Origin of the sequence: Qipengyuania thermophila, assembly GCF_004153605.1 — a bacterium.
In the GTDB taxonomy this organism is placed as follows: Bacteria; Pseudomonadota; Alphaproteobacteria; order Sphingomonadales; family Sphingomonadaceae; genus Qipengyuania_B; species Qipengyuania_B thermophila.
In genome coordinates this window covers 220,705-245,926 of record NZ_SDSI01000002.1, presented here as the reverse complement: position 1 = coordinate 245,926, position 25,222 = coordinate 220,705, and the positions used below count along the sequence as shown (strand labels likewise).

Sequence of the window (25,222 nt, the reverse complement as noted above, 5' to 3'; positions counted from 1 at the left end):
AGAGACCCGATGGCAACACGCACGACACACGACATCGTCATCATCGGCGGCGGGGCCGCGGGGCTTGCAACCGCCAGTTCTCTGCTGGCCCGGCGGCCCGAACTGGACATTGCCGTCGTCGAGCCGGCGGAACACCACTACTACCAGCCTGGCTGGACCATGGTCGGTGCCGGTGTGTTCGATGCCGAGACGACGCGGCGACCGATGGCAAGCGTCATGCCCAAGGGCGTCCGGTGGATCCGGCAGGCGGCGGCGAGCTTCCAGCCCGAAGACCGGCAAATCACCCTGAGCGACGGGGCGACGGTCGGCTACCGCATCCTGGTGGTCGCGTGCGGGCTTCGCCTGGCCTGGGAAAAGATCGAGGGGCTGGAGGACACGCTCGGCCGGAACGGAGTGACGTCCAATTACCGCTATGACCTGGCCCCCTACACCTGGGATCTGGTGCAGCGTTTGCGTCAAGGCCGCGCACTGTTCAGCCAGCCGCCGATGCCGATCAAGTGCGCGGGCGCGCCGCAGAAGGCCATGTACCTGTCCTGCGACGCGTGGCGCGATCGCGGCGTTCTCGGCGACATCGAGGTGGAGTTCCACAACGCCGGCGCCGCCCTGTTCGGGGTCAAGGAGTATGTCCCGGCCCTGATGGACTATGTCGAGACGTATGGCATCCATCTCAACCTGCAATCCAATCTGAAGGCCGTGGACGGTCCGGCGCGCCTGGCCACTTTCGAGACGGAGAACGGCGAGACCGCCCGGCCCTTCGACATGCTCCATGTCGTGCCGCCCCAAGTGGCCCCGGCGTTTGTCGCCGACAGTCCGCTGGCTGCGGACAGCGGCTTCGTCGATGTGGACAAGTTCACGCTTCAGCATGTCGCCTATCCCGATGTCTTCGCCGTCGGAGATGCCGGATCCATGCCCAACGCCAAGACCGCCGCCGCGGCTCGCAAGCAGGCCCCGATCGTCGCGGTCAACGCCCTGGCGGTGCTGGACGGCGGCGCGCCGGTCGCGCGCTACGACGGTTATGGCTCCTGCCCGCTGACGGTGGAGCGCGGCAAGATCGTGCTGGCCGAGTTCGGTTATGACGGCAAGCTGCTCCCCAGCTTCCCGCGCTGGCTCATCGACAGCACGCGTCCAAGCCGGCTGGCATGGCTGCTCAAGTCCGAGGCGCTGCCGTGGATCTACTGGAACGGCATGCTCAAGGGCCATGAATGGCTCGCCAAGCCCGCGCTCAAGAACGCGGCTTGATGAGCAGCAGCGGGGCGCAGGGACGGAGCGCACGGGCCGTGGCCGGAACGCGCACAGGGGGTGCAGGCCGGTTGGCAAAGGTGCTGCCGATCCTCGAATGGGGCCGGACCTATGACAGGGATGTCCTGACGAACGATCTGGTCGCGGCGGTCATCGTCACGATCATGCTGATCCCGCAGAGCCTCGCCTACGCCCTGCTCGCCGGGCTGCCGCCGGTTGTGGGTCTGTACGCCTCGATCCTGCCGCTGGTGGCCTATGCGATCTTTGGCACCAGCCGCACCCTGGCCGTGGGCCCGGTCGCGGTCATTTCGCTGATGACGGCCAGCGCGGCGGGAGCCGTGGCCGCTCAGGGCACCGCCCTCTATCTGGAAGCCGCCATCACCCTTGCCGCGCTGTCGGGGGTGATGCTGGCGGTGATGGGGATGCTGCGGCTCGGGTTTCTGGCGAACCTGCTGTCGCATCCGGTGATCAGCGGCTTCATCAGCGCCAGCGGCCTTCTCATCGCGACCAGCCAGCTCGGTCACATCCTCGGCATTCCGGCCGGCGGCGACAACTGGCCCGAGATGCTGGGCAGCCTCGCGTCAGCGATCGGCTCGGTCAACCCGTGGACCATGGCGATCGGCATTCCGGCGACGCTGTTCCTGTTCTGGGCGCGCAAGGGATCAAAGCCGCTGCTCTTGAAGCTCGGCCTGAGCGCGCGCGCCGCAGACATCAGCGCCAAGATCGCGCCGGTCGTGGCGGTTGCCGTGACCATCCTCGCCGTCGTCCTGCTGGACCTGGGCGAGCGCGGCGTCAACGTGGTCGGGGCGATCCCGCAAGGCCTGCCCCCCTTCGCCCTTCCCTCAACCGATCTTTCCCTCATTTCCCAGCTCTGGGTGCCTGCGCTCCTCATTTCCATCATCGGCTTCGTCGAGAGCGTGTCGGTGGCGCAGACCCTTGCGGCGAAGCGCCGGCAGCGGATCTCGCCCGATCAGGAACTGATCGGCCTCGGCGCCTCCAACATCGCCAGCGCCCTGTCGGGCGGGTATCCGGTGACGGGCGGGTTTGCGCGGTCGGTGGTCAATTTCGACGCCGGTGCACAGACGCCGGCGGCGGGAGCGTTCACCGCGGTCGGGATCGCGCTGGCGGGCCTGTTCCTCACGCCCCTGCTGTTCAACCTGCCGATCGCCACCCTGGCGGCGACGATCATCGTCGCCGTGCTGAGCCTCGTGGACCTCAGGACGCCCGGCCGGCTGTGGCGCTATTCCAAGGCCGACTTCGCCGCGCACATGGCGACCATCGGCACCACCTTGCTCGCCGGAGTGGAGATGGGCGTGATCGCGGGCGTGGCCGTCGGCCTGCTGCTGTACCTGTGGCGCGCCAGCCGCCCCCATGCGGCGATCGTCGGGCGGGTGCCGGAGAGCGAGCACTTCCGCAATGTCGAGCGGCACAGCGTGTTCACCGTGCCGCATATCCTGTCAATCCGCATCGACGAGAGCCTGACCTATCTCAATGCCCGCTGGCTCGAGGAGTACGTGCTGGAGCAGGTCGCCGACCGCCCCGCCGTGCGGCACGTGATCCTGATGTGCAGCGCGGTGAACGAGATTGACGCATCGGGGCTGGAGAGTCTCGAGGCGATCAACCACCGCCTGATCGACGCGGGCATCGGCCTGCACCTGTCCGAGGTGAAGGGGCCGGTTATGGACCGGCTGCAGCGCACGCGTTTCCTCGACACCCTCAACGGCCGCGTGTTCCTGTCCCAGGACCGCGCCTTCCGGGAACTCGCCAGCAACGGCGGTCCTCCCGAATTGCCTGTCGACGATGCCGCGCGGGGGATGATCTGACCGGCCGCGGGCCGCCCGCAGGCGTTTCCCGCGGGCGATCCGGCTGCACGGGGCTGATTTAAGGAATGGACGGCGACATAATGAACGGTTGGAGGTTTGATCGTGGCTGACACGGCGCAGGCGCAGTTCTGGGATGAACGGTATGCGCCGGACGACTATGTCTATGGCACGGCGCCCAACGCCTTTCTCGCCCGGGAGGCCCATCGCCTCGCGCCCGGATCGCGGGTGCTGGCGGTGGCGGATGGCGAAGGCCGCAACAGCGTCTTCCTGGCGCAGCATGGCCACGAGGTGCTGGCCGTCGACGTCTCGCCTCGCGCGCTCGAGAAGGCGGGGAAACTGGCGGCGCGGCGCGGTGTCACCGTCGAGCACCGGCTGGCCGATCTGGCGCAGTGGGACTGGCCGGAGGGGGCGTTCGACGCGGTCGTCGCCATCTTCATCCAGTTCGCCCCGCCGCCCGTGCGCGACCGGATCTTCAGCGGGTTCGCGCGCACGCTGCGCCCCGGCGGCCTTCTGCTGCTGCAGGGGTACCGGCCTGAACAGCTCGCGCTCGGCACGGGCGGCCCGCCTTCTGCTGACGTGATGTACACCGAAACCCTGCTGCGCGACGCCTTTGCCGACTGGGACATCGACGTGCTCACCGCGCATGACAGCGTGATCGTGGAAGGCACGGGCCATGACGGCATGTCTGCGCTGATCGATCTCGTCGCCCGCAAGCGGTAAGTCGATTTTGCTCGCAGGCCGCGCGTGTCACCGCGGGGCGGGCGAAGACGCGGCGCGTGTCCGCATTGCACCCGCCGCCGCTGTTCCCCGGTGACAGGACACGCGCACCGGGTTAAGGCGCGGGCAGATGGCCGCCCTGCGCATCCTGTCACGCCAGCACACCAGCCTCGCCCTGGTGCTGCTCGCGCTCGGCCTGATGGCGCGGGCGCTGATACCTGGCGGCGTCATGGTGTCCGCCGCGGGCGACCACATCCTGACGGTCACCATCTGCTCCGGCGCCGGCGACATGCCCGGCGAAATGCAGATTGCCGTTCCGAACCGCCGCGATTCCGGCGGCGGGCAGCCGGAGCCTGAGAACAAGCCGCAACCCTGCGCCTTCTCGGGGCTCGGCCAGGCCGCTCTTGCCGGCGCCGACGCTGTGCTGCTGGCCGCGGCGCTCCTCTTCATCCTGCTGACCGGACGCGCGCCGCATCCGTCCGTGCCGGTCCGCGACCTGGCGCATCTGCGCCCGCCCTTGCGCGGCCCACCCGTCCCGACCGTCTGATCCTCGCGCCCGCCTCGCCGGCAAGGCCGACCCGGCTGGCGTCCGCCCTCAACGACCCGCCTCGGCAGGTTTGACGGCGCGCCGCCGCACGGCGGCTCTGCCACACGACATCGGGATACAACATGCCAGTCATCCGCGTGAAACGCGCCCTTTCCGGCGCGACCATGCTCGCCACTCTCGCCGCCTTCCACGCTCCGCTTCAGGCGCAGGGCGTCGGACAGCGCGGCGAGGAGATCATCGTCACCGCCAGCCTGCCCGGCAGCGCGACCGCCCCCACCCCCGACGCTGCACGCCGGGAGCTGCAACGCATCCCGGGCGCCGTCGGGCTGGTCGAGGACGAAGGCTTCACCGACACCTTTGCCCAGGCGATCGGCGATGTGCTCGAACTCACGCCCGGCGTCTTCGCCGACACCAGCGCCCCGCGCGAGAGCCGGATCTCCATCCGCGGCTCGGGCCTGAATTCCAGCTTCGAGCGGCGCGGGCTCACCGTGCTGCGCGACGGGGTGCCGATCAGCCGCGCGTCGGGCTCGACCGAGTTCCAGGAGGTCGACCCGCTCACCATCCGCTACATGGAGGTGTTCAAGGGTGCGAACGGTCTGCGGTTCGGGGCGGCATCGCTCGGCGGAGCGGTCAACATCGTCAGCCCCACGGGACGGACGGCGCGCGCACCGCTGATGCTGCGCGTCGAAGGCGGCAGTTTCGGCACCGTCCGCGCCAACGCCTCGCTTTCGGGCAGGAGCGGCGACGTCGATGCCTGGGGCGGGCTCACCGGACTTGCCAGCGACGGCTATCGCGAACACAGCGCGGTGCGCAGCCTCTATACCCATGGCAATCTCGGCTGGCGCGTGTCCGACCGTGTTGAGAGCCGGTTCTACGCCACCGCCCTGACCGACATTTTCGAGCTGGCCGGCACGCTGCGCCTTGCCGACGCGCTGGCCAATCCGCGTGCAGCGGGGCGCCCGGTGCGGGCCGGACCGGTGGTGGTCGATCCCGGTCCGGTCGCCGATGACTGGGACCGCAATCTTGCGGTTTTCCGCGTCTCGAACCTGACGGTGATCGAGGCGGACAGCGCCACACTGGAACTCGGCGGCTGGTATGCCCGCCGCAATCTCGACCATGCGATCACCCGCTTCGCCGGCATCATCGTGCAGGTTGAGGACGAGGTCGGCGGCTCGCTGCGCCTGTCGGGAGCGCTTCCCTTCCCCGGCCGTCACAGCCGCTGGCAGCTTGGCGCGATCACCGCCTTCGCGAGCAACGACGCACAGATCTTTGCCAACGTCTCCGGCGAGCGCGGCGCGCTGCGTGCGCGCTCCGATCAGGATTCGGCCACGCTGACCGTGTTCGGGCGGGCCGATCTGGGCATCACGGACGCGGCAACGCTCGTCATCGGCGGGCAATATGCCCGCGCCACGCGCGACGTGACCGCGATCCTGAACACGGTGACGGGGCGGGTCGCGCATGACCAGTTCAATCCGCGCATCGGCCTGCTGGTGGATGCAGCCCCGAACGTTCAGGTGTTCGGCAACATCAGCCGCAGTTTCGAGCCACCGAGCCTCGCCGATGTGACGAGCGGCGGCGTTTTCCCCTTCGCACCCCTCGCGCCGCAGCGCGCCACCGTGGTCGAGATCGGCTCGCGCGGAGAAGCAGGAATCGTCGCCTGGGATGTCGCCCTCTACCGCGCGGAGCTGGAGAACGAGTTCCTCGATCTTGCCGTGCCGGGGGCGCGGGGACTGGTGACGGTGACCGCGAATGGCGGGCGCACCCTCCACCGGGGGCTGGAACTCGGCCTCGACCTGCGGCCGTTCAGGACGGCACTGGAGGCGCGCGGCCAGTCGCTGCGGCTGAGCGCGGCCTACACTCTCAACGACTTCGCCTTCGCGAACGACCCCATCTATGGCGACAACCGGCTGGCGGGCGTGCCGCGGCACGTGCTGGTCACCGAAGCCCGCTTCGACCAGACGGACAGGTTCCACCTCTCGGCCACCGTGCGGTGGATCCCCGACGGCCCGTGGGCGGACTACGCCAACACCGAACGGGCGCCCGGCTACACGACCGTGCAGCTGACCGCCGGAGCAGCCCTGACGCGGACCCTCGAGCTGTTCGGTTCGGTGGAGAACCTGTTCGACACCGTGTTCATCGCAAACGTCACCACCAACGCAAACCAGCGTCTCGCCAACGAGGCGCTCTACACGCCGGGTCAGGGGCGCGCCGTGTTCGCGGGCCTGCGCGCCATGTTCGGGAAGGGGATGCAGCGATGAGCATGAAGAACACGACGGCGCGCTGGTCCCTGTCCAAGCACCGGGTGCTGGCCATCGTGGGCGGCATCAGCCTGCTGATCTGGGGTCTGTCGGGCCTCACCCATGTCGCGATGGTGCTGTTCGGTCCGCAGCAGGCGCAGTTCCTGCCGCCGCGCGCGACGGTCGCGCTTGCCGGCGCGCAGCCCATTGCGACCACCCTCGCCCGCCACGGCATTGCCGAGGCGGTGGCGGTGAAGACGGTGCCGGCCGCCGGAGGCGGGGTGCTGTGGCAGGTGACGACGCAGCCGCTGGCGGAGCGGCGCTACTTCCGCCCGTCAGACGGCGCCGAGATCGCCGACGGCGACGAAGCGCAGGCCGATTTCCTCGCCCGCCACTACCTTGCCACCGACCGCGCGGTCACGTCGGCCGTGCTGCAGACGGCGTTCGACGCGGACTACCCGTGGGTCAACCGGCTGCTGCCCGTGTGGAAGCTTCGCTTTGCGGGCGACGACGGCCTGACCGCCTATGTCCACACGGAAACATCCAGCCTCGCGGCGGTGAACAACCACACCAAGAACCGGCTTCAGGCCGTGTTCCGGACGCTGCACACGTGGGAATGGGTGCCCGAGAGGCTCGGCTGGCTGCGGGTCGCGGTAATTTTCCTGATGGTCGGCAGCCTTCTCGCCATCGCGCTGACGGGCCTTGCCATGCTGGTCACGATCCGGCGCAAGGCGCGCCTGCCGGGCGCGCGGGGATGGCACCGGCGGGCCGGCTACGTGCTGGCGCTGCCCCTGATCCTGTTCTCCGCCTCGGGTCTGTATCACCTCGTCCAGTCCGCCGTCTCTCCGGCGGTGAGCAATCTGGCGATGGGCCGGCCGATCGACGTGGCAAGCGGCCGATGGCCGGTCGAGGAAGACTGGGCGCGCCTTGCCGAAGGACGCCGCATCGCCGGCGTCGCGCTGGTTGAGGGGGCTGAGGGCCAGCCGCTCTACCGCATCGCCCTTGCGCCATCCGGAGGCGCGATGGGCGGCGGCATGCACGATCACGGTCCGGCCGACGCCGCTGCGGCGGCAGAGAGCGGCCGGAGCGGGCATGACCACGGCGCGGCGCCGGTGGCGCCCGCCTCCGCCCGGGTGCCCACCACCGACGCCGAGATGCGCGAGGCGCGCTTTGCCGGGATCAGGCCCGATGGTCCGGCGATCCTCCTCGACGCCGCCACGGGCGAACCCGCCGTGTCGGGCGACAGGGATCTGGCCTTGGCCATCGCCCGCCGCTTCACCGGTGCACCCGACGGTGCGGTCCGCAGCGTCGAACTGGTCACGAGGTTCAGCCACGACTACGACTTTCGCAACAAGCGGCTGCCGGTGTGGCGGGTCGATTACGGCACCCCCGTCAACGCCAGCCTGTTCGTCGATCCCGGTGCAGGTGTCCTCGTCGACCGGGTGTCGGACTGGGAGAAGCCAGAACGGCTGGTGTTCAGCCTGGCGCACAAGTGGAACTTCCTGTTCCCGGTCGGCCGGCTGGCGCAGAACGCGGTTGTCGCGGGCGTCGTCCTTGCCCTCATCGCCTTCATGGCCGTGCCGGGGCTGAGGATGAGGCTGGTCCGCCGGGGAAGAAAGCGGAACACGGCAACGGGCTGAGCCGCCGGTCCCGCACGGCCGGTGCTTGCTGCCCGCCGCGGTTCAGGACGCCGCGCTTCGCGCAGCAACGCGGAGCCAATCGCCGGCTGCGACGTTGGTCCTGAGGAACCGGGCATCCGCCCCCGCCAGCACACGACAACATCAACCGGAGCAGAACATGGACGTGTTCGAACGCGAGAAATCCCGTGTCGCGGCATTCTATGACAAGAAGACGGGGAGTTATCAGTATGTGCTGGCGGACAAGGCGACACGCGCGGCGGCGATCATCGACCCGGTGTTCGACTACGACGAGAAGGCGGGCGCAACCAGCACCCGCAACGCCGATGCCATCGCGCGGTATGTCGATGACGAGGGGCTGAAGGTGGAATGGGTGCTCGATACCCATCCCCACGCCGACCACTTCTCCGCCGCTCCCTATCTTGCCGAGAAATACGGCGCGCCGCGCGCCATCGGGGAGAAGGTCGTCGGCGTGCAGAAGCTCTGGAAGGACATCTACTGCCTGCCCGACCTGCCGGCGGACGGCAGCCAGTGGGACCGGCTGTTCGCCGCCGGCGACACGCTGCGCGTCGGCGAGCTCGACGGGCGGGTGCTGTTTTCGCCCGGACACACCATGGCGTCGATCACCTACGTGTTCGGGGATGTCGCCTTCGTGCACGACACCCTGATGATGCCGGACGCGGGCACTTCGCGCGCCGATTTCCCCGGCGGTGACGCCCATGCGCTGTACCGCAGCATCCGCGAGATCCTCTCCCTGCCGGACGACACCGCGCTGTTCGTCGGCCACGACTACGGCAAGGACGGGCGCGACCCGATGTGCATGGCCACCGTTGCGCAGCATCGGGCCGACAACGTCCACGTCAAGGACGGCATCAGCGAGGAGGAGTTCGTCGCCACCCGCACCAAGCGGGACGCGACCTTGCCACTGCCCGCGCTGATGCTGGCGGCGCTGCAGGTCAACATCCGCGGTGGCCGGCTGCCCGACCCCGAGTGCGACGGACGCGCGTTTCTCAAGATCCCGCTCAACCGCTTCGAGCCGGTGGACGAGGACGAGTAAGCTGCGCGCCGCGGCACGGAAGCGTGCAACCCTGCCGGCGCGCCGGCCGCTCCGCTGGTCGCTGGCGCTGGCGGCGGCCGGCACGGCAGGATGGCCGGTTGCCGGGCTCGCCAACGGCGCCTTCCTGATCGACGACGCCCTCGTCACCCCGGCCGGGCGGGCGCAGGTCGAGGGGCTGATCCTGTTCAGCGGGCGGGAGAGGCTGGTGGTGCTCACCCCCGCCTTCACCCCAGCCGCGACTCCGCTGTGGGAGTTCACCGCGACCCTTGAGCGCGGCTTTGGCGAGAGCGCCGCGCGGGTCGTCGGGCTGGAGGTGAAACGCGGCGCGGGCGAAGACCCTCCCGCGCCCGGCGAGGTGCAACTTGGCGCCGGGCTGCAGCACGGCGTCAACCTCGCCCGGGACGGTGGCAGCGAGACGACCCTGCTCGGCCTGATGAGCGTGGGCGCGCATGAACGGGTGCGGCTTCACGCCAACGCCGGCCTGATCCGCGACTGGGACGCGCGGCGCACCGTGCCGACGGGCGGGCTGCGCCTGGCGTTTGACGTGCGCCCCGACACGCTCAGCCTGCAGGGGGAAGTGCTGCTCACGCAGGGCCAGGCGCCGGTGTGGCAGCTGGGTGTGCGGCACCAGCTGTCGCAGCAGGCGACGCTCGACCTTGCCTACAGCCGCAACCGGGGCGAAGAACGCGGCGGGGGCATGGTGATCGCCGCCGCTCTCGCCCTCTGAGCGCCCGGGTCCGGCAGCGTCACTCGGCCGGCCGGAATTCGCCCGCCGTGTTCGCCAGGATCCCGACCACCTGCGTCCACACCGCCACGTTCTGCCGCAGCTGGACCGGGTCGACCTTGTCCAGCGTGTCCTCGGGCGTGTGGTGGAGATCGAAATAGCGGGTTCCGTCCTGCTGCAGATCGACAAGCGCGCCGCCCTGCTCGCGGATGACGTTGAGATCGGCGCCGCCGGTCGCCACCTCGCGCGACGGCGCGACGCCGAAGCGCGCCACCGCCGCGGCAAGCTGGCGATACAGGGCCGGGTTGCTTTCGGTGAAGTTGGTGTCGAGGCGCCAGATGCGGTCGGCACCGAAGTCGCTTTCCAGCCCCACGGCGAAGCGCTCGTTCCGGTGTGCTTCGGCGTAGGCGCGGCTGCCCCACAGCCCCGTCTCCTCCGCCCCGGCGAACAGCAGCCGGATCGTGCGCAGCGGCGTGCCCTGCCGGCCCACATGCAGGGCGGCGGCAGCGATGATGCCGCACCCCGCGGCATCGTCCACCGCCCCCGTGCCGAGATCCCAGCTGTCGAGATGGCAGGCGAGCAGAACCGGCGGCAGCGACGGGTCGCGCCCCGGCACCTCGGCCACCACATTGCCGCTCGCGGTCCGGCCAAGCTGGCGCGGAGTGAGGACGAGGCGCATCCGGATCGGCTGACCGGCGGCGCGGCGGAACATGCGCTCGAGATTGTCGGCATCGGGATTGGACAGTGCCGCCGCCGGAATGGGCCGAACACCTTCGGGGAAGGTGGTGCCGCCGGTGTGGGCGCCGCGGTGATGGTCCGTGCCGATGGACCGGATCACCACCGCCGCCGCGCCCTTGCGCGCCGCGATCGCCGGCCCGGTCCAGCGCGCGGGACCGGCAAACCCGTAGCCCGATCCGTCCTGCGTCGGGCGCATGGCGTGGCCGATATAGGCGATCTTGCCGGCAAGGCTTCCGTCCGGCGCCGCCTGCAGCGCGGCATGGCTGGGGAAATAGACGACTTCGGCCTCAAGCCCGCGCGGCCCGGTCGCGCCCGAATTGCCGAGCGCCGTCACCACCAGCCGCTGCGCGAACGGCGCGGTGATCGCGGCCTGCTCCTCGCCCCGGATCCAAGTGTCCATGGTGAACGGCTCTTCGGCGACACGGGCGAAGCCCTGCGCCGCAAGCCAGCGCATCGCCCAGGCACGGCCGCGCGCCTCCGCCTCGGTGCCGGCCTGGCGGGGTCCGACCTCGGTGGTGATGCCTTCGACGAAGTCCCAGGCGATCCCGTCGTTTTCAAGGGCGGTGTCGGCCGCCTGCGCCAAAGTGGCGGGCACATGGGCGATGGCGGCGTGAGGAATGGCGAGCGCCGACAGGGCGGCGGCGAGATGAAAGCGCGTCATGCGCGCGGTGCTAACGCTCCGCGGCAGCGGCGGCAATGGCGGACCGCGCCGCCTCCGCTTGCCGGGCGCCCGCGAACACCCTAGATGGCCCGGCAACTCCGCCCCCGATCCGCACAGCACGAAGGACCGACCAATGGCCGCGCAGTACGCGTTCGTCATGAAGAACATGACCAAGACCTTTCCCGGCGCGCCCAAGCCGGTGCTCAAGGACATCAGCCTCCAGTTCTATCAGGGGGCCAAGATTGGGATTGTCGGCCCGAACGGCGCGGGGAAGTCGACGCTGATGAAGATCATGGCGGGTCTGGACACGGATTTCACCGGCGAAGCGTGGCCGGGCGAGAACATCACGGTGGGCTATCTGCCGCAGGAGCCGGAGCTGGATCCGAGCAAGAGCGTGCTGGAGAATGTGAAGGACGGTGCGCGGGAGACAGCCGATCTCGTGGAACGGTTCAACGCCGTGTCCGCGCTGATGGCCGAGCCCGACGCCGACTTCGACGCGCTCGGCACCGAGATGGCCGAGCTGCAGGAGAAGATCGACGCGTTCGACGGCTGGACGCTCGACAACCAGCTCGAGATCGCCATGGAGGCGCTGCGCTGTCCGCCGGGGGACTGGCCGGTCACCGACCTGTCCGGCGGCGAGCGGCGCCGGGTCGCCCTCACCCGCCTGCTGATCCAGAAGCCTTCGATCCTGCTGCTGGACGAGCCGACCAACCACCTCGACGCCGAAAGTGTGCAGTGGCTGGAGAACCACCTCAAGGAGTATGCCGGCGCGGTGCTGATGATCACCCACGACCGCTACTTCCTCGACAATGTGGTCGGCTGGATCCTCGAGCTCGATCGGGGCAGCTACTACCCCTACGAGGGCAACTACTCGACCTATCTCGAGAAGAAGGCCAAGCGGCTGGAGCAGGAAGCGCGCGAGGAGAGCGGCCGGTCCAAGGCCTTGCGCGAGGAGCTGGAGTGGATCCGGCAGACTCCGGCCGCGCGGCAGACCAAGAGCAAGGCCCGCATCCGCAAGTTCGAGCAGCTGCAGGAGGCCCAGGCCGACCGGCGGCCCGGCAAGGCGCAGATCGTCATCCAGGTGCCCGAACGCCTTGGCGGCAAGGTCATCGAGGCGAAGAACCTCAGCAAGGCCTATGGCGACAAGCTGCTGTTCGAGGATCTGTCCTTCACCCTGCCGCCGGGCGGCATCGTCGGGGTGATCGGTCCCAACGGCGCCGGCAAGTCGACGCTATTCCGGATCCTGACCGGCAAGGAGCAGCCGGACAGCGGCTCGATCGAAATGGGCTCGACCGTCCGGCTCGGCTATGTGGACCAGAGCCGCGACCATCTCGACGGCAGCAAGAACGTGTGGGAGGAGATCTCCGACGGGCTCGACTACATGAAGGTCAACGGCCACGACATGTCGACGCGCGCCTATGTCGGCGCCTTCAACTTCAAGGGGCCGGATCAGCAGAAGAACGTCGGCAAGCTGTCCGGCGGCGAGCGCAACCGCGTGCACATGGCCAAGATGCTGAAACAGGGCGGCAATGTCCTGCTGCTCGACGAGCCGACCAACGATCTCGACGTCGAAACCCTGGCCGCGCTGGAGGAGGCGATCGAGAACTTCGCCGGCTGCGCCGTGGTGATCAGCCACGACCGCTTCTTTCTCGACCGGCTGGCGACGCACATCCTCGCCTTCGAGGGGAACAGCCATGTCGAGTGGTTCGAGGGCAACTTCGCCGCTTACGAGGAGGACAAGCGCCGCCGTCTCGGCGATGCGGCCGACCGGCCAACCCGCCTCGCCTACAAGAAGCTGACCCGGTAATGACCGCGAGCCGTGAGCTTGCGGCCATCCGGCCGCTGTCCTGACGCGGCGCGAAGGAGACGCGCACACCCGCGGCGCTGCGCTCTCCGCGTGCCGCGCGGGCGGGTGAGTGTTGCCTGGACCGTGTCACAGGCGGTCCATGTCTCGGCGCCTTCGCCGCCCGCGCCCGGCGTCAGGGCGCGATCCACTCCCCGCGCCAGCCATCGTCGCGCCGGAACACGGCGCGCCGGTGGCCGGTGTGCGCGAGGGTGAACCAGTCGATCTCGTCCACCGTCACCGACAGAATGGCGAAGTTGCGCCGAGCCGGCAGCAGCTGCTCCTCAGTCGGGCGAACGCCCTCGACCCAGTCCGGCAGACCGGAAGAGGGTCGGCCCGTCACCGCGCCCGGCGCAAGCCCCAGATAGCAGCGCCGGGCGAAGGCCGTGGCCGCCTCCCACGCGGCATCCACCTCCGCTCCGTCGCGGACGACCGCGCCTGTCCCCTGACAGCGGATCTGCACCCGTGCCTCGCGGTCATAGAACAGCACGCCGACCGCGCTTTGCGTTTCGATGATCCGCGCTTTCGGCGCGCGGCTGTCCGTGTGGAACCGCAGGGTCCAGCGCGTCGTGTCCACTCCCCGGAGCACCATGCCGCGCACCCGCGCATCGGCGGTCGCCACCGCGGGCACGTGCAGCGGATCACGGGCGCTGAGCGGCGCGGCGGCGAGACGCCCGGCAACATCCGCCAGGATTTTGGCCAGACCCGTCGCCACGCCAGAATCTGTGATCTCGTTGTTCATCTAGAAAAATGATGACATGAACAGAAAGGTTGCCATCGGGTTCAGCATCGCGTCAGCGCCGTAGGCGCATGACGGGGTCATCGTCAAACAGGACCGCTGGGTGTGGCGCGGCCGGTGCAGGAGAGATCGGACATGAAGATCGGGTTCGACAGGCTGGCGCGCGGGCTGATCATCGCGGCCGCGTCATCGGCATCGCTCGTGCCGCTGTCGGCAGCGGCGGCCCAGCCGGAAAGTTTTGGACAGCGGGGCCGCACGGGCGGGCAGCCGGAGGTGGAGCGTCCGGTGGAGCCGCTGGCCGTGCAGCCGCGCGAGCGGCAGAGCCGAGCGGGACGCGGCGACGGCGCGGAGCCGTCGCGCCGAGGTGACGGAGCTGCCTGGGAACGGCGTGGCAGCAGCGGCGCCGCACGGCAGCAGGACCAGTGGGACCGGCGCGCGCGTGACGGCGAGACCGGCGCAGGCCAGTGGCGCGATCGCGGCGACGAGAGTGACGGCCGCACTCGCGACGGGCGCGGCGGCGCGCTGCGGCCGGGCGAATGGCGCGGCGGCGAACGCGCACGCGACGATCGCGGGTGGGAGCGCGACGGGCGCGGATGGGACCGAGACGGCCGTCAGCGGGATCGCGATGACCGTGGCGGGTGGCGCGACCGCCGCGATGACGACCGGCGCGGCTGGGGGGGACAGACCTGGAGGGAACAGGACTGGCGCGGACAGGGCTGGCGCGGACAGGGCTGGAACGGCCGCGACGCGGGCGCGCGCGGCTGGGACCGGTATGGCTGGCGCCGCGATCCGCGCTTCGACTGGTACCGTCACCGCAGCCTGAACCAGCGCCTGTTCCGCCCCGGTCTCTACCATGCGCCGCACCGTGGCTGGAGCTACAGCCGCCTGCGCATCGGCATCCAGATCGCGCCGCTGTTCTACAGCAGCCGTTACTGGATCAACGATCCCTGGCGGTACCGCCTGCCGGAAGTTTGGGGTCCTTACCGCTGGGTCCGCTATTACGACGACGTGCTGCTGGTCGATCTGCGCAGCGGCGAAGTGGTGGACGTCATCTACGACTTCTTCTGGTAGGCGGAGCGGCGGGGCAGCATGCGCAGGAGCAGCGGTGTCCCGCCGTCCGGCAGGCTGTGGCGGAGCGCCCCGGCGACGTGAAGAAGCAGCAGGCCGGCCATCAGAGTCGCGCCGATCTCGTGCATCTCGTAGAAGGCCGCGACCGCGTACCGGGAGCTGGCGACGGGCAGCGGCGGGATGCTCGCCACCCCGAACCAGTTCACGGCGCGACCACTGGAGGCCGACACCATCAGCCATCCGCTCAGCGGCACCGCCAGCATGAGGACATAGAACAGCGCATGGGAGCCGCGCGCGAGGCGCCTCTCCCACAGGGGGATCGTCGCGGGCAGAGGCGGCCAGCGATGCGTCAGCCGCCAGAGGAGGCGGACCAGCGACAGCAGCAGCACCGTCAGTCCCACCGCCATGTGCGTGGGCAGCAGGGTCCGCGCCCATGCCTGCGGCGTCAGCATCATGCTGGCGAGGTTCCAGACGATCAGCGCGGCCATGATCCAGTGCAGCGCCATGGCCACGGCCGAGTAGCGGGAGGCAGATGAAGGCAGGCCGTTCGGGTGGTTTGCCCGCTGCCCTTCTTGCGGTATCTCATGCGCCATGGCTGCGGAGACCATACCAGATCAGGACGCGCTGCGCCACACGGGCGAACGTGTGCGCGAGCGGTTGGCGGCATCGCCGGAAGTCTACCGCGTTCCCGTCGACGGCGCCGAGATCTTTGCCGTCGGCGACTTCCTGACGCCCGCGGAATGCGACCGGTTCATCGGCATGATCGATGCGGTGGCGCGCCCGAGCGCGCTGTACGAGGCTCCGAACACCGAAGGCTTCAGAACCTCGTATTCGGGCGACTTCGAGCCGTCCGATCCCTTCGTCCAGGCCGTGTCGCGCCGGATCGACGACCTGCTCGGGATCGCGTCCGAGTGGGGAGAAACGATCCAGGGACAGCGCTACGCTCCGGGTCAGGAGTTCAAGCCGCACTGCGACTGGTTCCACACCGACCAGCCTTACTGGCAGAACGAGGCCGCCCGCGGCGGACAGCGCAGCTGGACCGCGATGGCGTTTCTCAATACGGTCGAGGAAGGCGGCGCGACATCCTTCACCGCGCTCGGCATCGACATCGCCCCGCAGCCGGGCGTGCTGCTGATCTGGAACAACGCCGCGCCTGACGGCACGCCGAACCACGCGACGATCCATGCCGGAACGCCGGTGATCCGCGGCGTCAAATACGTGCTGACGAAATGGTACCGGACGCGGAGCTGGCTCTGAGCCGAGCGCGGACCGTCACGCCGACTTCAACGCTTCCGCGAGCAACCTGCGCGTGTTGGCGATGCCGTAGAGGACGATGAAGCTGCCCATGCGCGGCCCCTGCTCGCTGCCGAGCAGGGTTTCGTACAGCACCCGGAACCAGTCGCGCAGCGAGGCGAAGCCGTATTCCGGCTGTTTGCCGATCTCGTAGATCTGCGTCTGCAGCTCCTCCGCCGCGATGTCCGGGTCGACGCGCGCAAGCAGCGCATCGAGCGCGCGCAGCGCCGCAACCTCCGCCCCCTGCGGAGCGCGGCGGTGCAGCCCCGGCGCCACGAAGTCGCGGTTGTAGGCGAGCGCATGGTCCACCATCCGCGTCAGCTCGGGGTGCTGGTCCGGCCGAGCGCCGGGAACATAGCGCGCGAGATAGCTCCACATCTGTTCCCGCGTCGCCGCGGCGCCAAGCACGCCCGCAAGGTTGAGGAGCAGCGCGAAGCTGACCGGCAGCCGGTCCCCCGCCCCCGGCGCCTCCGCGCCGTCAAATCCCCCATTCGCGCGCGCGAGGTGCCACACCGGGTTGCCGAGCTGCTTGTCGAGCGGCTGCTCGGCCAGCAGCGCGCGCGCCTGCCAGTAATCGTCCACCGCCCGCGGAATCACACCCGGATGAAGCTGCTTGGCGGAGCGGGGATTGGGAAAGATGTAGTAGCCGAGCGACTCCTCGCTGCCATAGGTCAGCCACTCCTCGATGGAGAGGCCGTTGCCCTTCGACTTGCTGATCTTCTCGCCCTTGGCATCCAGGAACAGCTCGTAGATGAGCCCTTCGGGTTTGCGTCCGCCCAGCACCTCGACAATCCGGCCGGACTGCACGCCGCTGTCGGTCAGGTCCTTGCCGTACATCTCGTAGTCGACGCCCAGCGCGTACCAGCGCATCGCCCAATCGACCTTCCACTGGAGCTTCGCCCGGCCGCCAAGGATGGACTGCTCGACGAGGGTGCCGTCCTCGTCGGTGAAGCGGATGAGTCCCGCCTCGGCATCGACCACCTCCACCGGCACCTGAAGAACGCGCCCGCTGGTCGGTGAGATGGGCAGAACGGCCGCATAGGTCCGCTTCCGCTCGTCACGCAGCGTGGGCAGCATGATGTCGAGGATCGCCTGGTTGCAGCGGAGCACCTGCCGCAAGGCCGCGTCAAATGCGCCTGACGTGTAGCGCTCGGTCGCGGACACGAACTCGTAATCGAAGCCGAACCGGTCGAGAAAAGCGCGCAGCATGGCGTTGTTGTGGTGCGCGAAGCTCGCATGGCCCGCGGCGAACGGGTCGGGCACGCGCGTTAGCGGCTGCCCGAGATGGCCGGCAAGCAGGTCACGCCGCGGCACGTTATCGGGCACCTTGCGCAGCCCGTCCATGTCGTCGGAGAACGCGACGAGCCGCGTCCGGCCGTCCTCGGGCCGCGCCCCGATGAGCGCCTCGAACGCGCGCCGCACCAGCGTGGTGCGCAGCACCTCCTGAAAGGTGCCGATGTGCGGAAGGCCGGACGGACCGTAGCCGGTCTCGAACAGCACAGGCGAGCCGTCGGGCTTGCGGCCGTCCGGATAGCGCTTCAGCAGCTTGCGGGCTTCCTCGAACGGCCAGGCCTTGGAGGCACGGGCGGCTTCGGCAAGAATGGTTCCGGTCATCGCCGGGCTGTTGCCGAACCGGCCCGCACATTCAAGACCGTTGCGGCAATCCCGCGTTCGCGCGATAACCGCGGCAAACGACAACGGGAGAGGGTCATGAACACGTCCATCGTCTACCTGCTCGGCTTCCTTCTGGTCATCGGCGGCCTCGCCTACGGCGCCCTGACCGCGGGCGTGCCGCAGATCTGGGTCATCATCGGCGCGGTCGTCCTGTTCGGTGTGGCGCTGATGAGCACCGTCAAGAACACCCGCCGGCCGGCTCCCAGCGGCGACGAGGAGATTATCCGCACGACCACCGTGCGCCGCGACTGACGTCGCGCCTCCCCGGCGTTGCCTTTTGCGCCTCGCCCGCGTTGCCCTTTGCACCGCGGCGGCCCATGTGCGGCTCGATGACCGCGCCGCACGACCTTCCCGCCCTCTATGCCAGCCATGCCGGGGTGTGGCTCGCTGGCCCGGCGGGAGAGACGCGCGAGGTCGACCGGGGGACCGCCATCGCCGCGGCGGCCGACACGCCGCACCTTGTCATCAACGCACCCGTCCTGGCGCGGCGCCTCGGCTATCCGGAACTGTCCGGCCTCGATGTGCTCGAACTGTTCGCCTTCGTGCATCCGGCCCGCTTCTGCGTGCCCACCGTCGCAGGACTACTCGCGGCGGTGGGACAGCCGGGGGTGGTGAGCGAGGGCGACGGGCCGGCGGCGCTGCGGCTCATCGCCGGCGCGCTCCTCGAGGTTGCCGGCGACCCGCTCTGGCCCGAGCGCGAGGGGGCAGCATCGACACTCGCGGCCCTGTCGCGGCTGCGCTGGCCTTGGGCAAGTCTGCTCAGGCCGGTGATGACCGCGCCCGCCACAGCCGAGCGGTCGCTGTTTGCCGTGCTCCCGGAATGGGAAGAGACGCCGGAGCGTCCCCAGCCCACGTCGGTCTCGCTCAGTGCCGCCGACGTGCGCGCACGACTGGCCGAACTCGCCGGTGCCGGAGCAGAGCAGCGGCCGGGTCAGCAGGACTATGCCGCCGCCGTGGCCGCCATGTTCGCGCCCCGTGACCGGAGGGCGGAACCTCACCTGGTGCTGGCACAGGCGGGGACCGGAACCGGGAAGACGCTGGGCTATCTCGCCCCCGCATCCCTCTGGGCGCAGCGGTCGGGCGGGACCGTGTGGGTGTCCACCTACACCAAGAACCTCCAGCGCCAGCTCCGCGCCGAGGCCGCGCGCGCCTGGCCGGAACGGCGTGCCGACGGCGTGCGCCCGGTGGTCGTGCGCAAGGGGCGCGAAAATTACCTGTGCCTGCTCAATCTGGAGGACGCGCTGCAAGGGGGGTTTGGCGGCCGCGCGGCCATTCTGGCACAGCTTGTCGCCCGCTGGGCGCGCTACACGCGCGACGGCGACATGATCGGCGGCGATCTGCCCGGCTGGCTGGGCACGCTGTTCCGCCGCCGCGGGATCGCGTCGCTGACCGACCAGCGCGGCGAATGCGTCTATGCCGGCTGTCCGCATTACCGCCGCTGCTTCATCGAGCGGAACGTGCGCGCCGCCAGCGAGGCCGAGCTGGTGATCGCCAATCACGCGCTGGTGATGGTGAACGCCGCCCGCGGGCGGGACCCCTCCTCGCGACCGATGCGGATCGTGTTCGATGAGGGCCATCACGTGTTCGATGCGGCCGATGCGACCTTCGGCGCCTCGCTGACCGGACAGGAATGCCTTGAACTGCGCCGCTGGCTGCTCGGACCGGAACGGCAGGGCCGCGGGCGGCGCCGCGGACTGGCCGTCCGGCTCGCCGATGTCGCGGCAGCCGACGAGGACGGCGCCGCGGCGCTGGCCGATGCGGTTGAGGCGGCCGACGCCTTGCCTGCCGATGGGTGGCTGGACCGGGTGCAGACGGACCAGCCGTGCGGTGCGGTGGAGCGCCTGCTGGCGGCGGTCCGTGCGGTGACCTATGCGCGTGATGCCAGCGGTGGGGTCGATGCGGGATACGCGATCGAGACCGAAGCGGCGCAGCTCCCGGCAGAGCTGATCACCCATGCGGAAGAGACCCGCGATGCCCTTGACGCGCTCGCCCGGCCGATGATGCGGCTGGCACAGCGGCTCGAAAGCGTCGTTGCGGACCCGCCCGACTGGCTCGACCCGGCGGGTCGCGGCCGCCTCGACGGCGCGCGGCAGGCGCTTGCCTGGCGGATCGACATGGTGACGGCGTGGGCAACGCTGGCGGCGCGCATCGGCGGTCCGGCCGATCCCGATTTCGTCGACTGGCTGGCGGTGGAGCGGAACGACCAGCGCGAATTCGACGTCGGGCTTCACCGGCGCTGGCTCGATCCGATGAAGCCCTTTGCCCGCACCGTGCTCGAGCCGGCTCACGGCGTGCTGGTGACGAGCGCGACCCTGTGCGGCCGCACCGCCGCCGGGCCGGACTGGGACGAGGCGCGCCGCACCACCGGCGCCACGCATCTGCCCGGCGCGCCCGCCCTCGTCGACGTCGCCAGCCCGTTCCGCTTCGCCGATCAGGCACAGGTTCTGATCGTCACCGACATCGCGCGCGGGGACGTGGCCGCCCTGTCGGGTGCGCTGGCGCAGATCATCGAGGCCAGCGGCGGCGGCGTCCTTGCCCTGTTCACCGCGGTCCGGCGCCTGCGGGCGGTGCATGGCCGCATCGTCGATCGTCTGGCACGGGCCGGTCTGCCGATCTACGCACAGCATGTCGATCCGATCGACACCGGCACCCTGACCGACATGTTCCGTGACGATCCGGCGGCATCGCTGCTCGGCACCGACGCGTTGCGCGACGGGGTCGACGTTCCTGGACATTCGCTGCGCTGCGTGGTTCTCGATCAGGTGCCCTGGCCGCGCCCGACTATCCTCCACCGGGCGCGGCGGGCCGCCGATCCAGCCGGCGGAGCGGCATATGACGGGCGCATCGTGCGTCGCCGGCTGGCGCAGGGGTTCGGGCGCCTTGTCCGCCACGCCGGGGACCGGGGGACTGTCGTGCTCCTCTCGCCCGCCATGCCCAGCCGGTTCCTCGATGCGTTCCCGCCCGACGTGCCGGTTTCACGCGTGCCCTTGTCTGAGGCGCTTCTCCGGCTATCAGAGGCGCAGCCGGAATCGTCCCTGCCTCTGGCTATGCCACCTCTCGTGAACGGAAATGCCGGATGAAACGGGTTGGCCTCTTGCGGCATGCCAAGTCTGACTGGTCCGACCAGGACAAGCGCGATCACGATCGCGGTCTCAACCGGCGCGGCCGCCTCGGCGCAAAGCTGATGGGCGAGCATATCGCCGCCGAAGGCACCGACTGGCAACTGGTGCTGGCATCAACGGCGACGCGGGTGCGCCTCACCGCGGCGAGTGCACTTCCCGACGCCGAGATCACCTTCGATGCCGCGCTGTATCTCGCCTCGGCAGAGGTGCTGGCCGACGCGCTTTCCGCCTTGCCCGACACGGTGCAGTCGGTGCTTCTCGTCGGCCACAACCCCGGACTTCAGAACCTTGTGCTGACTCTTGTGCGACCCGATGCCGAAAACGCGCTGTTTGATGCCGCGAAGGAGAAATTCCCGACCGCGACCTTCGCCATCATCGAACTGCCAGACGGGCCGTGGAGCGAAGCGGTCGCGGCGGGCGGAACGCTCACGCATTTCACCCGCCCGCGCGACCTCGACGCAAGGCTTGCGCCGGAGCCGTAGTCCGCGCCCGAAGGCAGCGGATCCGGCGCGCCAGGGGAAGATCAGTCCTCCCGGTCCGTGCGGATGATCGCGTAGGTCTGCGGCGCCAATTTGAGATCCCACACTGAACCGTCGGCGCGCCGCGCGTCGTCCACCTCCCAGTAGCTGCGGCCGTCGTCCTGCTCCAGCTCAATCCCGTCCCAGCGGACGTAGCCCGCCTCCGTCAGCACGCGCTCGATCTGGGTCCGCTCTGCGGGTGTCGGCGGGCGGTCAGCCGCAGCGGCGGGAGCCGCGACGAGAGCAAGCGGGGCAAGGCAAAGCACTCTGTTGAATGTCATGACCACTCCTTTCACGTGAGCAATCAATGGCCGAGCCGCGAAACAGTGCGCGCGAATGCCACCAGCCGTTCGGCTCACGCGGTCGGCTGCTAGGCGTTGCCGACCACGAGGCAGGCAGCGGCCACGAGCGCGCCGGTCGTCCGGTTCGAACGGAACAGGTGGAGGGCGCCTTCCGGCGCGTTGGGCCTGAGCCGGAACACCTGCCATCCAAGGTGCGCTGCCGCCGGAAAAAGGGCGAGCAGCGCCACCCAATCCTGCCTCAGAAGGAGGATAGCGGCGGCCCAGGCTGAAAGCGCGCCGGCGTAGAGAACGGCGACGCCGGCGCGCACTCTGCGGCCCAGCCGACGCGCCGAGGACCGGATCCCGATCAGGGCGTCATCCTCCCGGTCCTGCAGGGCATAGACGGTGTCGTAGCCCACCACCCACAACACGGTGCCAAGGTACAGGGCAGCCAGCACGTCCCAGCGTGCGCCGCCCACCTCGACCCAGCCAACCAAGGCCCCCCACGCGAACACAAGGCCGAGCCAGACCTGCGGCCACCAGGTGATCCGCTTCATCAGCGGATAGGCTGCGACCAGCGGCAAGCTTGCGAGCGCCACAAGTCGCGCCGGCCAACCGAGCTGCAGCCACACCAGCAGCCCCGCGGCGAGCAGCACGCCGAGCCAGAGCCAAGCTGCACGGCGGCTCACCCTGCCGGCGGCCAGTGGCCGGGACGCGGTGCGCTCCACCTGCGCATCGAGACGCGCGTCGAGGATGTCGTTGTACACGCATCCCGCGCCGCGCATCACCACGCTCCCCAGCAGAAGCCACGCCACCATCGGCAGCTGGAGACCTACTCCGGCGAGCCACACGCCCCAGGCGCAGGGCCAGAACAGCAGCCACCAGCCGATCGGCCGGTCGAAGCGCGCGAGCATCGCCAGATCGCGGGCAAGGGCGGGAAGCCGGCTCACCGGGCGGCGGTATTCGCTGTCGGGAACGATGGGGGTCACGCCCGTGTCCTTAACCGCCGGCGGGGCTGCACGGAAGAGCGGCGAGGCGGGTGTCCCGCGAGCCGTGCTTCTTGTGGCTGGACGGCGCCGGTCTTCCGCCGGGCGCCGGATGCCGCTAGGCCATGCGGCCATGCCCGCCACCCCCGCATGGCCTCCGCGCAGCGCTCCGCGCCTCTTCGTGCCCGGTCCGCTTGCCCGCGGCGCGCAGGTGGAGCCCGACAGCAACCAGACGCACTATCTCCTGCGCGTCATGCGCCTCGGCCCCGGTGACGCGGTCGTCCTGTGCGACGACGAGACGGGTGAATGGTCCGCCCGCGTCATCCAGGCCGATCGCCGCCACATCGCGCTGGAGGTGGTGGAGAACATGCGCGGGCGCGAAGCCACTCCCGATTTCTGGCTCTGCGCGGCGCTGCTCAAGAAGGACCGTTACGACCTCGTGCTGGAGAAGGCGACCGAGCTGGGGGTTGCCGCCATCCGGCCGCTGCTCACCCGTCGCTGCGTCGCCGGCCAGCTCAACCTGGCCCGGGCGCGGACCGTCGTCGTCGAAGCCGCCGAACAATGCGCCCGCACCGCGCTGCCCCGCCTGCACACCCCGGAACCCCTTCCAGCGCTGCTTGCGGACTGGCCGGCGGAACGCCTCCTGTTCTTCGCCGACGAGGCGGGCGACGCACCGCCCGCCCTGCGCGCCTTTTCCCGCGCCCCGTCCTCTCCCGCCGCCTTGCTGGTGGGACCGGAGGGCGGCTTCGACACGGCGGAGCGCGCGCTGATCCGGGGCTTGCCGCAGGCGCGGCCGGTCACCCTCGGCCCGCGGATCCTGCGCGGCGAGACCGCGGCCATTGCCGCAACGGCGCTGTGGATGGGCGCGGCGGGGGACTGGGCCAAGCCGAGGGATTGCGTTTCGGCGCCGGACCCGTAACGGCGTTGGGCCATGAGCACGCGCGAAACCTCGGCAGCGGCCGATCCCGTCATCGAGTCCCGTGCGCAGCTCCTCGCCCCGTTCGAGAACGGCGCCAAGCCCCCGGAACAGTGGCGCATCGGCACCGAGCACGAGAAGCTGGTCTTCCGCACGGCCGATCATGGCGCGCCGACCTATGGCGAGCCGGGGGGCATCCGCGACATCCTGCTGAACCTGCGCGAGTTCGGCTGGGAACCGGTGGAGGAAACCGGCCCGGACGGGACCGTCAACGTGATCGCCATGCGCGGTCCAGACGGGACAGTCAGCCTCGAGCCGGCCGGGCAGCTGGAACTCTCCGGCCGTCCGCTCGAAACCTTGCACGAAACCTGCGCCGAGGCGGGCCGGCACCTCGATCAGGTCAAGGCGATCGGGCAGCGGCTCGGCGTCGGTTTCCTCGGACTCGGCATGTGGCCGGACAAGACGCGCGGCGAACTGCCGGTCATGCCCAAGGGCCGCTATGCCATCATGCTGCGCCACATGCCGAAGGTGGGTTCGCTCGGCCTCGACATGATGCTGCGGACCTGCACCATCCAGGTGAACCTCGACTACGGGTCCGAAGCGGACATGGTGCAGAAGTTCCGCGTCGGTCTTGCGCTTCAGCCGCTCGCCACGGCGCTGTTCGCCAACTCGCCGTTTCTCGAAGGTCGTCCGAACGGTTTCCTCTCGTACCGCAGCCACATCTGGTCCGACACCGATCCGCATCGCACCGGCATGCTGCCCTTCGTCTTCGAGGACGGCTTCGGGTACGAGCGCTATGTCGACTACATGCTCGACGTGCCGATGTATTTCGTGTTCCGCGACGGGCGCTACCTCGACGCGGCCGGGCTGAGCTTCCGCGACTTTCTCGCCGGACGGCTGCCCGTTCTGCCCGGCGAGTTGCCGCGCGAAAGCGACTGGATCGACCACCTCTCCACCGCCTTCCCCGAGGTGCGTCTCAAGAGCTTCCTCGAAATGCGGGGCGCGGATGGTGGCCCGTGGTCGCGAATTTGTGCCCTGCCGGCGTTCTGGGTCGGGCTGCTCTATGACAGCAGCGCTTGTGATGCCGCCTGGGATCTGGTCAAGCACTGGACCGTCGAGGAACGCGAGGCGCTGCGCATGGCGGTGCCCCGGCTTGCCCTCGACGCGCCGGTGCCCGGCGGCGGCACTCTGCGCCCGCTTGCCGCACGCGTGCTGGAGATTGCCCGTGCCGGCCTGACGGCGCGCCGGCGCCTGAATGCCAGCGGCGACAACGAGACCGGCTTCCTCGACACGCTTCACCAGATCGTCGAGAGCGGCAAGGTTCCGGCGCGAACCCTGCTCGACCGCTATCACGGCGAGTGGGAAGGCGATGTCTCCCGCGTCTATCGCGACAGCTTCTGAC

General features: G+C 69.8%; 22 protein-coding genes. 16 read left to right on the top strand and 6 right to left on the bottom strand.

The window, feature by feature from the left end:
• Nucleotides 1–9 precede the first annotated feature (9 nt).
• From ETO60_RS05460 to ETO60_RS05425, 8 genes are all read left to right on the top strand, one after another.
• Entirely contained in the window at nucleotides 10–1,239 is a 1,230-nt protein-coding gene (locus tag ETO60_RS05460) for an NAD(P)/FAD-dependent oxidoreductase (RefSeq protein WP_234026349.1), read from the top strand.
• Entirely contained in the window at nucleotides 1,239–3,062 is a 1,824-nt protein-coding gene (locus ETO60_RS05455) for a SulP family inorganic anion transporter (protein ID WP_130003550.1), read from the top strand. Before ETO60_RS05460 ends, ETO60_RS05455 begins: the two co-directional genes overlap by 1 nt.
• Nucleotides 3,063–3,164: 102 nt before the next feature.
• Nucleotides 3,165–3,782, top strand: a complete 618-nt coding sequence (locus tag ETO60_RS05450; protein ID WP_130003548.1) for an SAM-dependent methyltransferase — start codon at nucleotides 3,165–3,167, stop codon at nucleotides 3,780–3,782.
• Between the two features lie 127 nt (nucleotides 3,783–3,909).
• A complete protein-coding gene (locus tag ETO60_RS05445; protein ID WP_234026348.1) occupies nucleotides 3,910–4,326 on the top strand; it encodes a DUF2946 family protein in 417 nt (138 codons plus the stop codon).
• A 122-nt stretch (nucleotides 4,327–4,448) separates the two neighbouring features.
• Nucleotides 4,449–6,584, top strand: coding sequence for a TonB-dependent receptor family protein (locus ETO60_RS05440; protein ID WP_234026347.1), 2,136 nt, complete (start codon nucleotides 4,449–4,451; stop codon nucleotides 6,582–6,584).
• Nucleotides 6,581–8,203: a PepSY domain-containing protein gene (locus tag ETO60_RS05435; protein WP_130003546.1), complete on the top strand. Its 1,623-nt coding sequence runs from the start codon at nucleotides 6,581–6,583 to the stop codon at nucleotides 8,201–8,203. The genes ETO60_RS05440 and ETO60_RS05435 overlap by 4 nt, the downstream gene beginning before the upstream one ends.
• Nucleotides 8,204–8,360: 157 nt before the next feature.
• Complete coding sequence (locus ETO60_RS05430) at nucleotides 8,361–9,257, top strand: MBL fold metallo-hydrolase (RefSeq protein ID WP_130003544.1); 897 nt, start codon at nucleotides 8,361–8,363, stop codon at nucleotides 9,255–9,257.
• Nucleotides 9,169–9,984 carry a hypothetical protein gene (locus tag ETO60_RS05425; RefSeq protein ID WP_130003542.1) on the top strand — a complete coding sequence of 272 codons (816 nt, stop codon included), beginning with the start codon at nucleotides 9,169–9,171 and terminating at the stop codon, nucleotides 9,982–9,984. The genes ETO60_RS05430 and ETO60_RS05425 overlap by 89 nt, the downstream gene beginning before the upstream one ends.
• A gap of 19 nt (nucleotides 9,985–10,003) precedes the next feature.
• Here ETO60_RS05425 and ETO60_RS05420 read toward each other — a convergent pair whose 3' ends face one another.
• The gene (locus ETO60_RS05420) at nucleotides 10,004–11,380 is read right to left on the bottom strand and encodes a M20/M25/M40 family metallo-hydrolase (protein WP_130003540.1); all 1,377 of its coding nucleotides are present in this window, start codon (nucleotides 11,378–11,380) and stop codon (nucleotides 10,004–10,006) included.
• A 133-nt stretch (nucleotides 11,381–11,513) separates the two neighbouring features.
• On the opposite strand from ETO60_RS05420, the gene ettA reads away from it, so the two are divergent.
• Nucleotides 11,514–13,187, top strand: coding sequence for an energy-dependent translational throttle protein EttA (ettA, locus tag ETO60_RS05415; RefSeq protein WP_130003538.1), 1,674 nt, complete (start codon nucleotides 11,514–11,516; stop codon nucleotides 13,185–13,187).
• Between the two features lie 172 nt (nucleotides 13,188–13,359).
• Here ettA and ETO60_RS05410 read toward each other — a convergent pair whose 3' ends face one another.
• Nucleotides 13,360–13,965, bottom strand: a complete 606-nt coding sequence (locus tag ETO60_RS05410; protein WP_234026346.1) for a pyridoxamine 5'-phosphate oxidase family protein — start codon at nucleotides 13,963–13,965, stop codon at nucleotides 13,360–13,362.
• Nucleotides 13,966–14,097: 132 nt separating this feature from the next.
• Between ETO60_RS05410 and ETO60_RS05405 the strand changes: the two genes are divergently transcribed.
• The gene (locus ETO60_RS05405) at nucleotides 14,098–15,033 is read left to right on the top strand and encodes an RcnB family protein (protein WP_130003536.1); all 936 of its coding nucleotides are present in this window, start codon (nucleotides 14,098–14,100) and stop codon (nucleotides 15,031–15,033) included.
• Here ETO60_RS05405 and ETO60_RS05400 read toward each other — a convergent pair.
• On the bottom strand, nucleotides 15,015–15,623 hold the full coding sequence (locus ETO60_RS05400; RefSeq protein ID WP_130003534.1) for a cytochrome b: 609 nt from the start codon (nucleotides 15,621–15,623) through the stop codon (nucleotides 15,015–15,017). The two genes, ETO60_RS05405 and ETO60_RS05400, sit on opposite strands and share 19 nt — an antisense overlap.
• Here ETO60_RS05400 and ETO60_RS05395 point away from each other — a divergent pair.
• Nucleotides 15,622–16,287, top strand: a complete 666-nt coding sequence (locus ETO60_RS05395; RefSeq protein ID WP_130003532.1) for a prolyl hydroxylase family protein — start codon at nucleotides 15,622–15,624, stop codon at nucleotides 16,285–16,287. The genes ETO60_RS05400 and ETO60_RS05395 overlap by 2 nt on opposite strands.
• Nucleotides 16,288–16,302: 15 nt before the next feature.
• Here the strand turns inward: ETO60_RS05395 and ETO60_RS05390 are convergent, their stop codons facing one another.
• Nucleotides 16,303–17,937 (bottom strand): lysine--tRNA ligase, encoded by a 1,635-nt coding sequence (locus ETO60_RS05390; RefSeq protein WP_130003531.1) that lies wholly within the window; start codon nucleotides 17,935–17,937, stop codon nucleotides 16,303–16,305.
• 96 nt (nucleotides 17,938–18,033) lie between these two features.
• Between ETO60_RS05390 and ETO60_RS05385 the strand changes: the two genes are divergently transcribed.
• The 3 genes from ETO60_RS05385 (at nucleotide 18,034) to ETO60_RS05375 (ending at nucleotide 21,601) form a co-directional block, all read left to right on the top strand.
• On the top strand, nucleotides 18,034–18,249 hold the full coding sequence (locus ETO60_RS05385) for a hypothetical protein (protein ID WP_130003529.1): 216 nt from the start codon (nucleotides 18,034–18,036) through the stop codon (nucleotides 18,247–18,249).
• A gap of 77 nt (nucleotides 18,250–18,326) precedes the next feature.
• Entirely contained in the window at nucleotides 18,327–21,077 is a 2,751-nt protein-coding gene (locus tag ETO60_RS05380) for an ATP-dependent DNA helicase (RefSeq protein ID WP_130003527.1), read from the top strand.
• On the top strand, nucleotides 21,074–21,601 hold the full coding sequence (locus tag ETO60_RS05375) for a SixA phosphatase family protein (protein ID WP_130003525.1): 528 nt from the start codon (nucleotides 21,074–21,076) through the stop codon (nucleotides 21,599–21,601). Before ETO60_RS05380 ends, ETO60_RS05375 begins: the two co-directional genes overlap by 4 nt.
• A gap of 41 nt (nucleotides 21,602–21,642) precedes the next feature.
• On the opposite strand, the gene ETO60_RS05370 is transcribed toward ETO60_RS05375, so the two are convergent.
• Nucleotides 21,643–21,918: a PepSY domain-containing protein gene (locus ETO60_RS05370; RefSeq protein WP_130003523.1), complete on the bottom strand. Its 276-nt coding sequence runs from the start codon at nucleotides 21,916–21,918 to the stop codon at nucleotides 21,643–21,645.
• An 89-nt stretch (nucleotides 21,919–22,007) separates the two neighbouring features.
• On the bottom strand, nucleotides 22,008–22,907 hold the full coding sequence (gene ubiA, locus ETO60_RS05365; protein WP_234026345.1) for a 4-hydroxybenzoate octaprenyltransferase: 900 nt from the start codon (nucleotides 22,905–22,907) through the stop codon (nucleotides 22,008–22,010).
• A gap of 130 nt (nucleotides 22,908–23,037) precedes the next feature.
• Here ubiA and ETO60_RS05360 point away from each other — a divergent pair, with 130 nt between their 5' ends.
• Both ETO60_RS05360 and ETO60_RS05355 read left to right on the top strand, forming a co-directional pair.
• Nucleotides 23,038–23,823 carry a 16S rRNA (uracil(1498)-N(3))-methyltransferase gene (locus ETO60_RS05360; protein WP_130003511.1) on the top strand — a complete coding sequence of 262 codons (786 nt, stop codon included), beginning with the start codon at nucleotides 23,038–23,040 and terminating at the stop codon, nucleotides 23,821–23,823.
• A 12-nt stretch (nucleotides 23,824–23,835) separates the two neighbouring features.
• Nucleotides 23,836–25,221: a glutamate--cysteine ligase gene (locus tag ETO60_RS05355; RefSeq protein ID WP_130003509.1), complete on the top strand. Its 1,386-nt coding sequence runs from the start codon at nucleotides 23,836–23,838 to the stop codon at nucleotides 25,219–25,221.
• The last annotated feature ends 1 nt before the right edge of the window (nucleotide 25,222 follow it).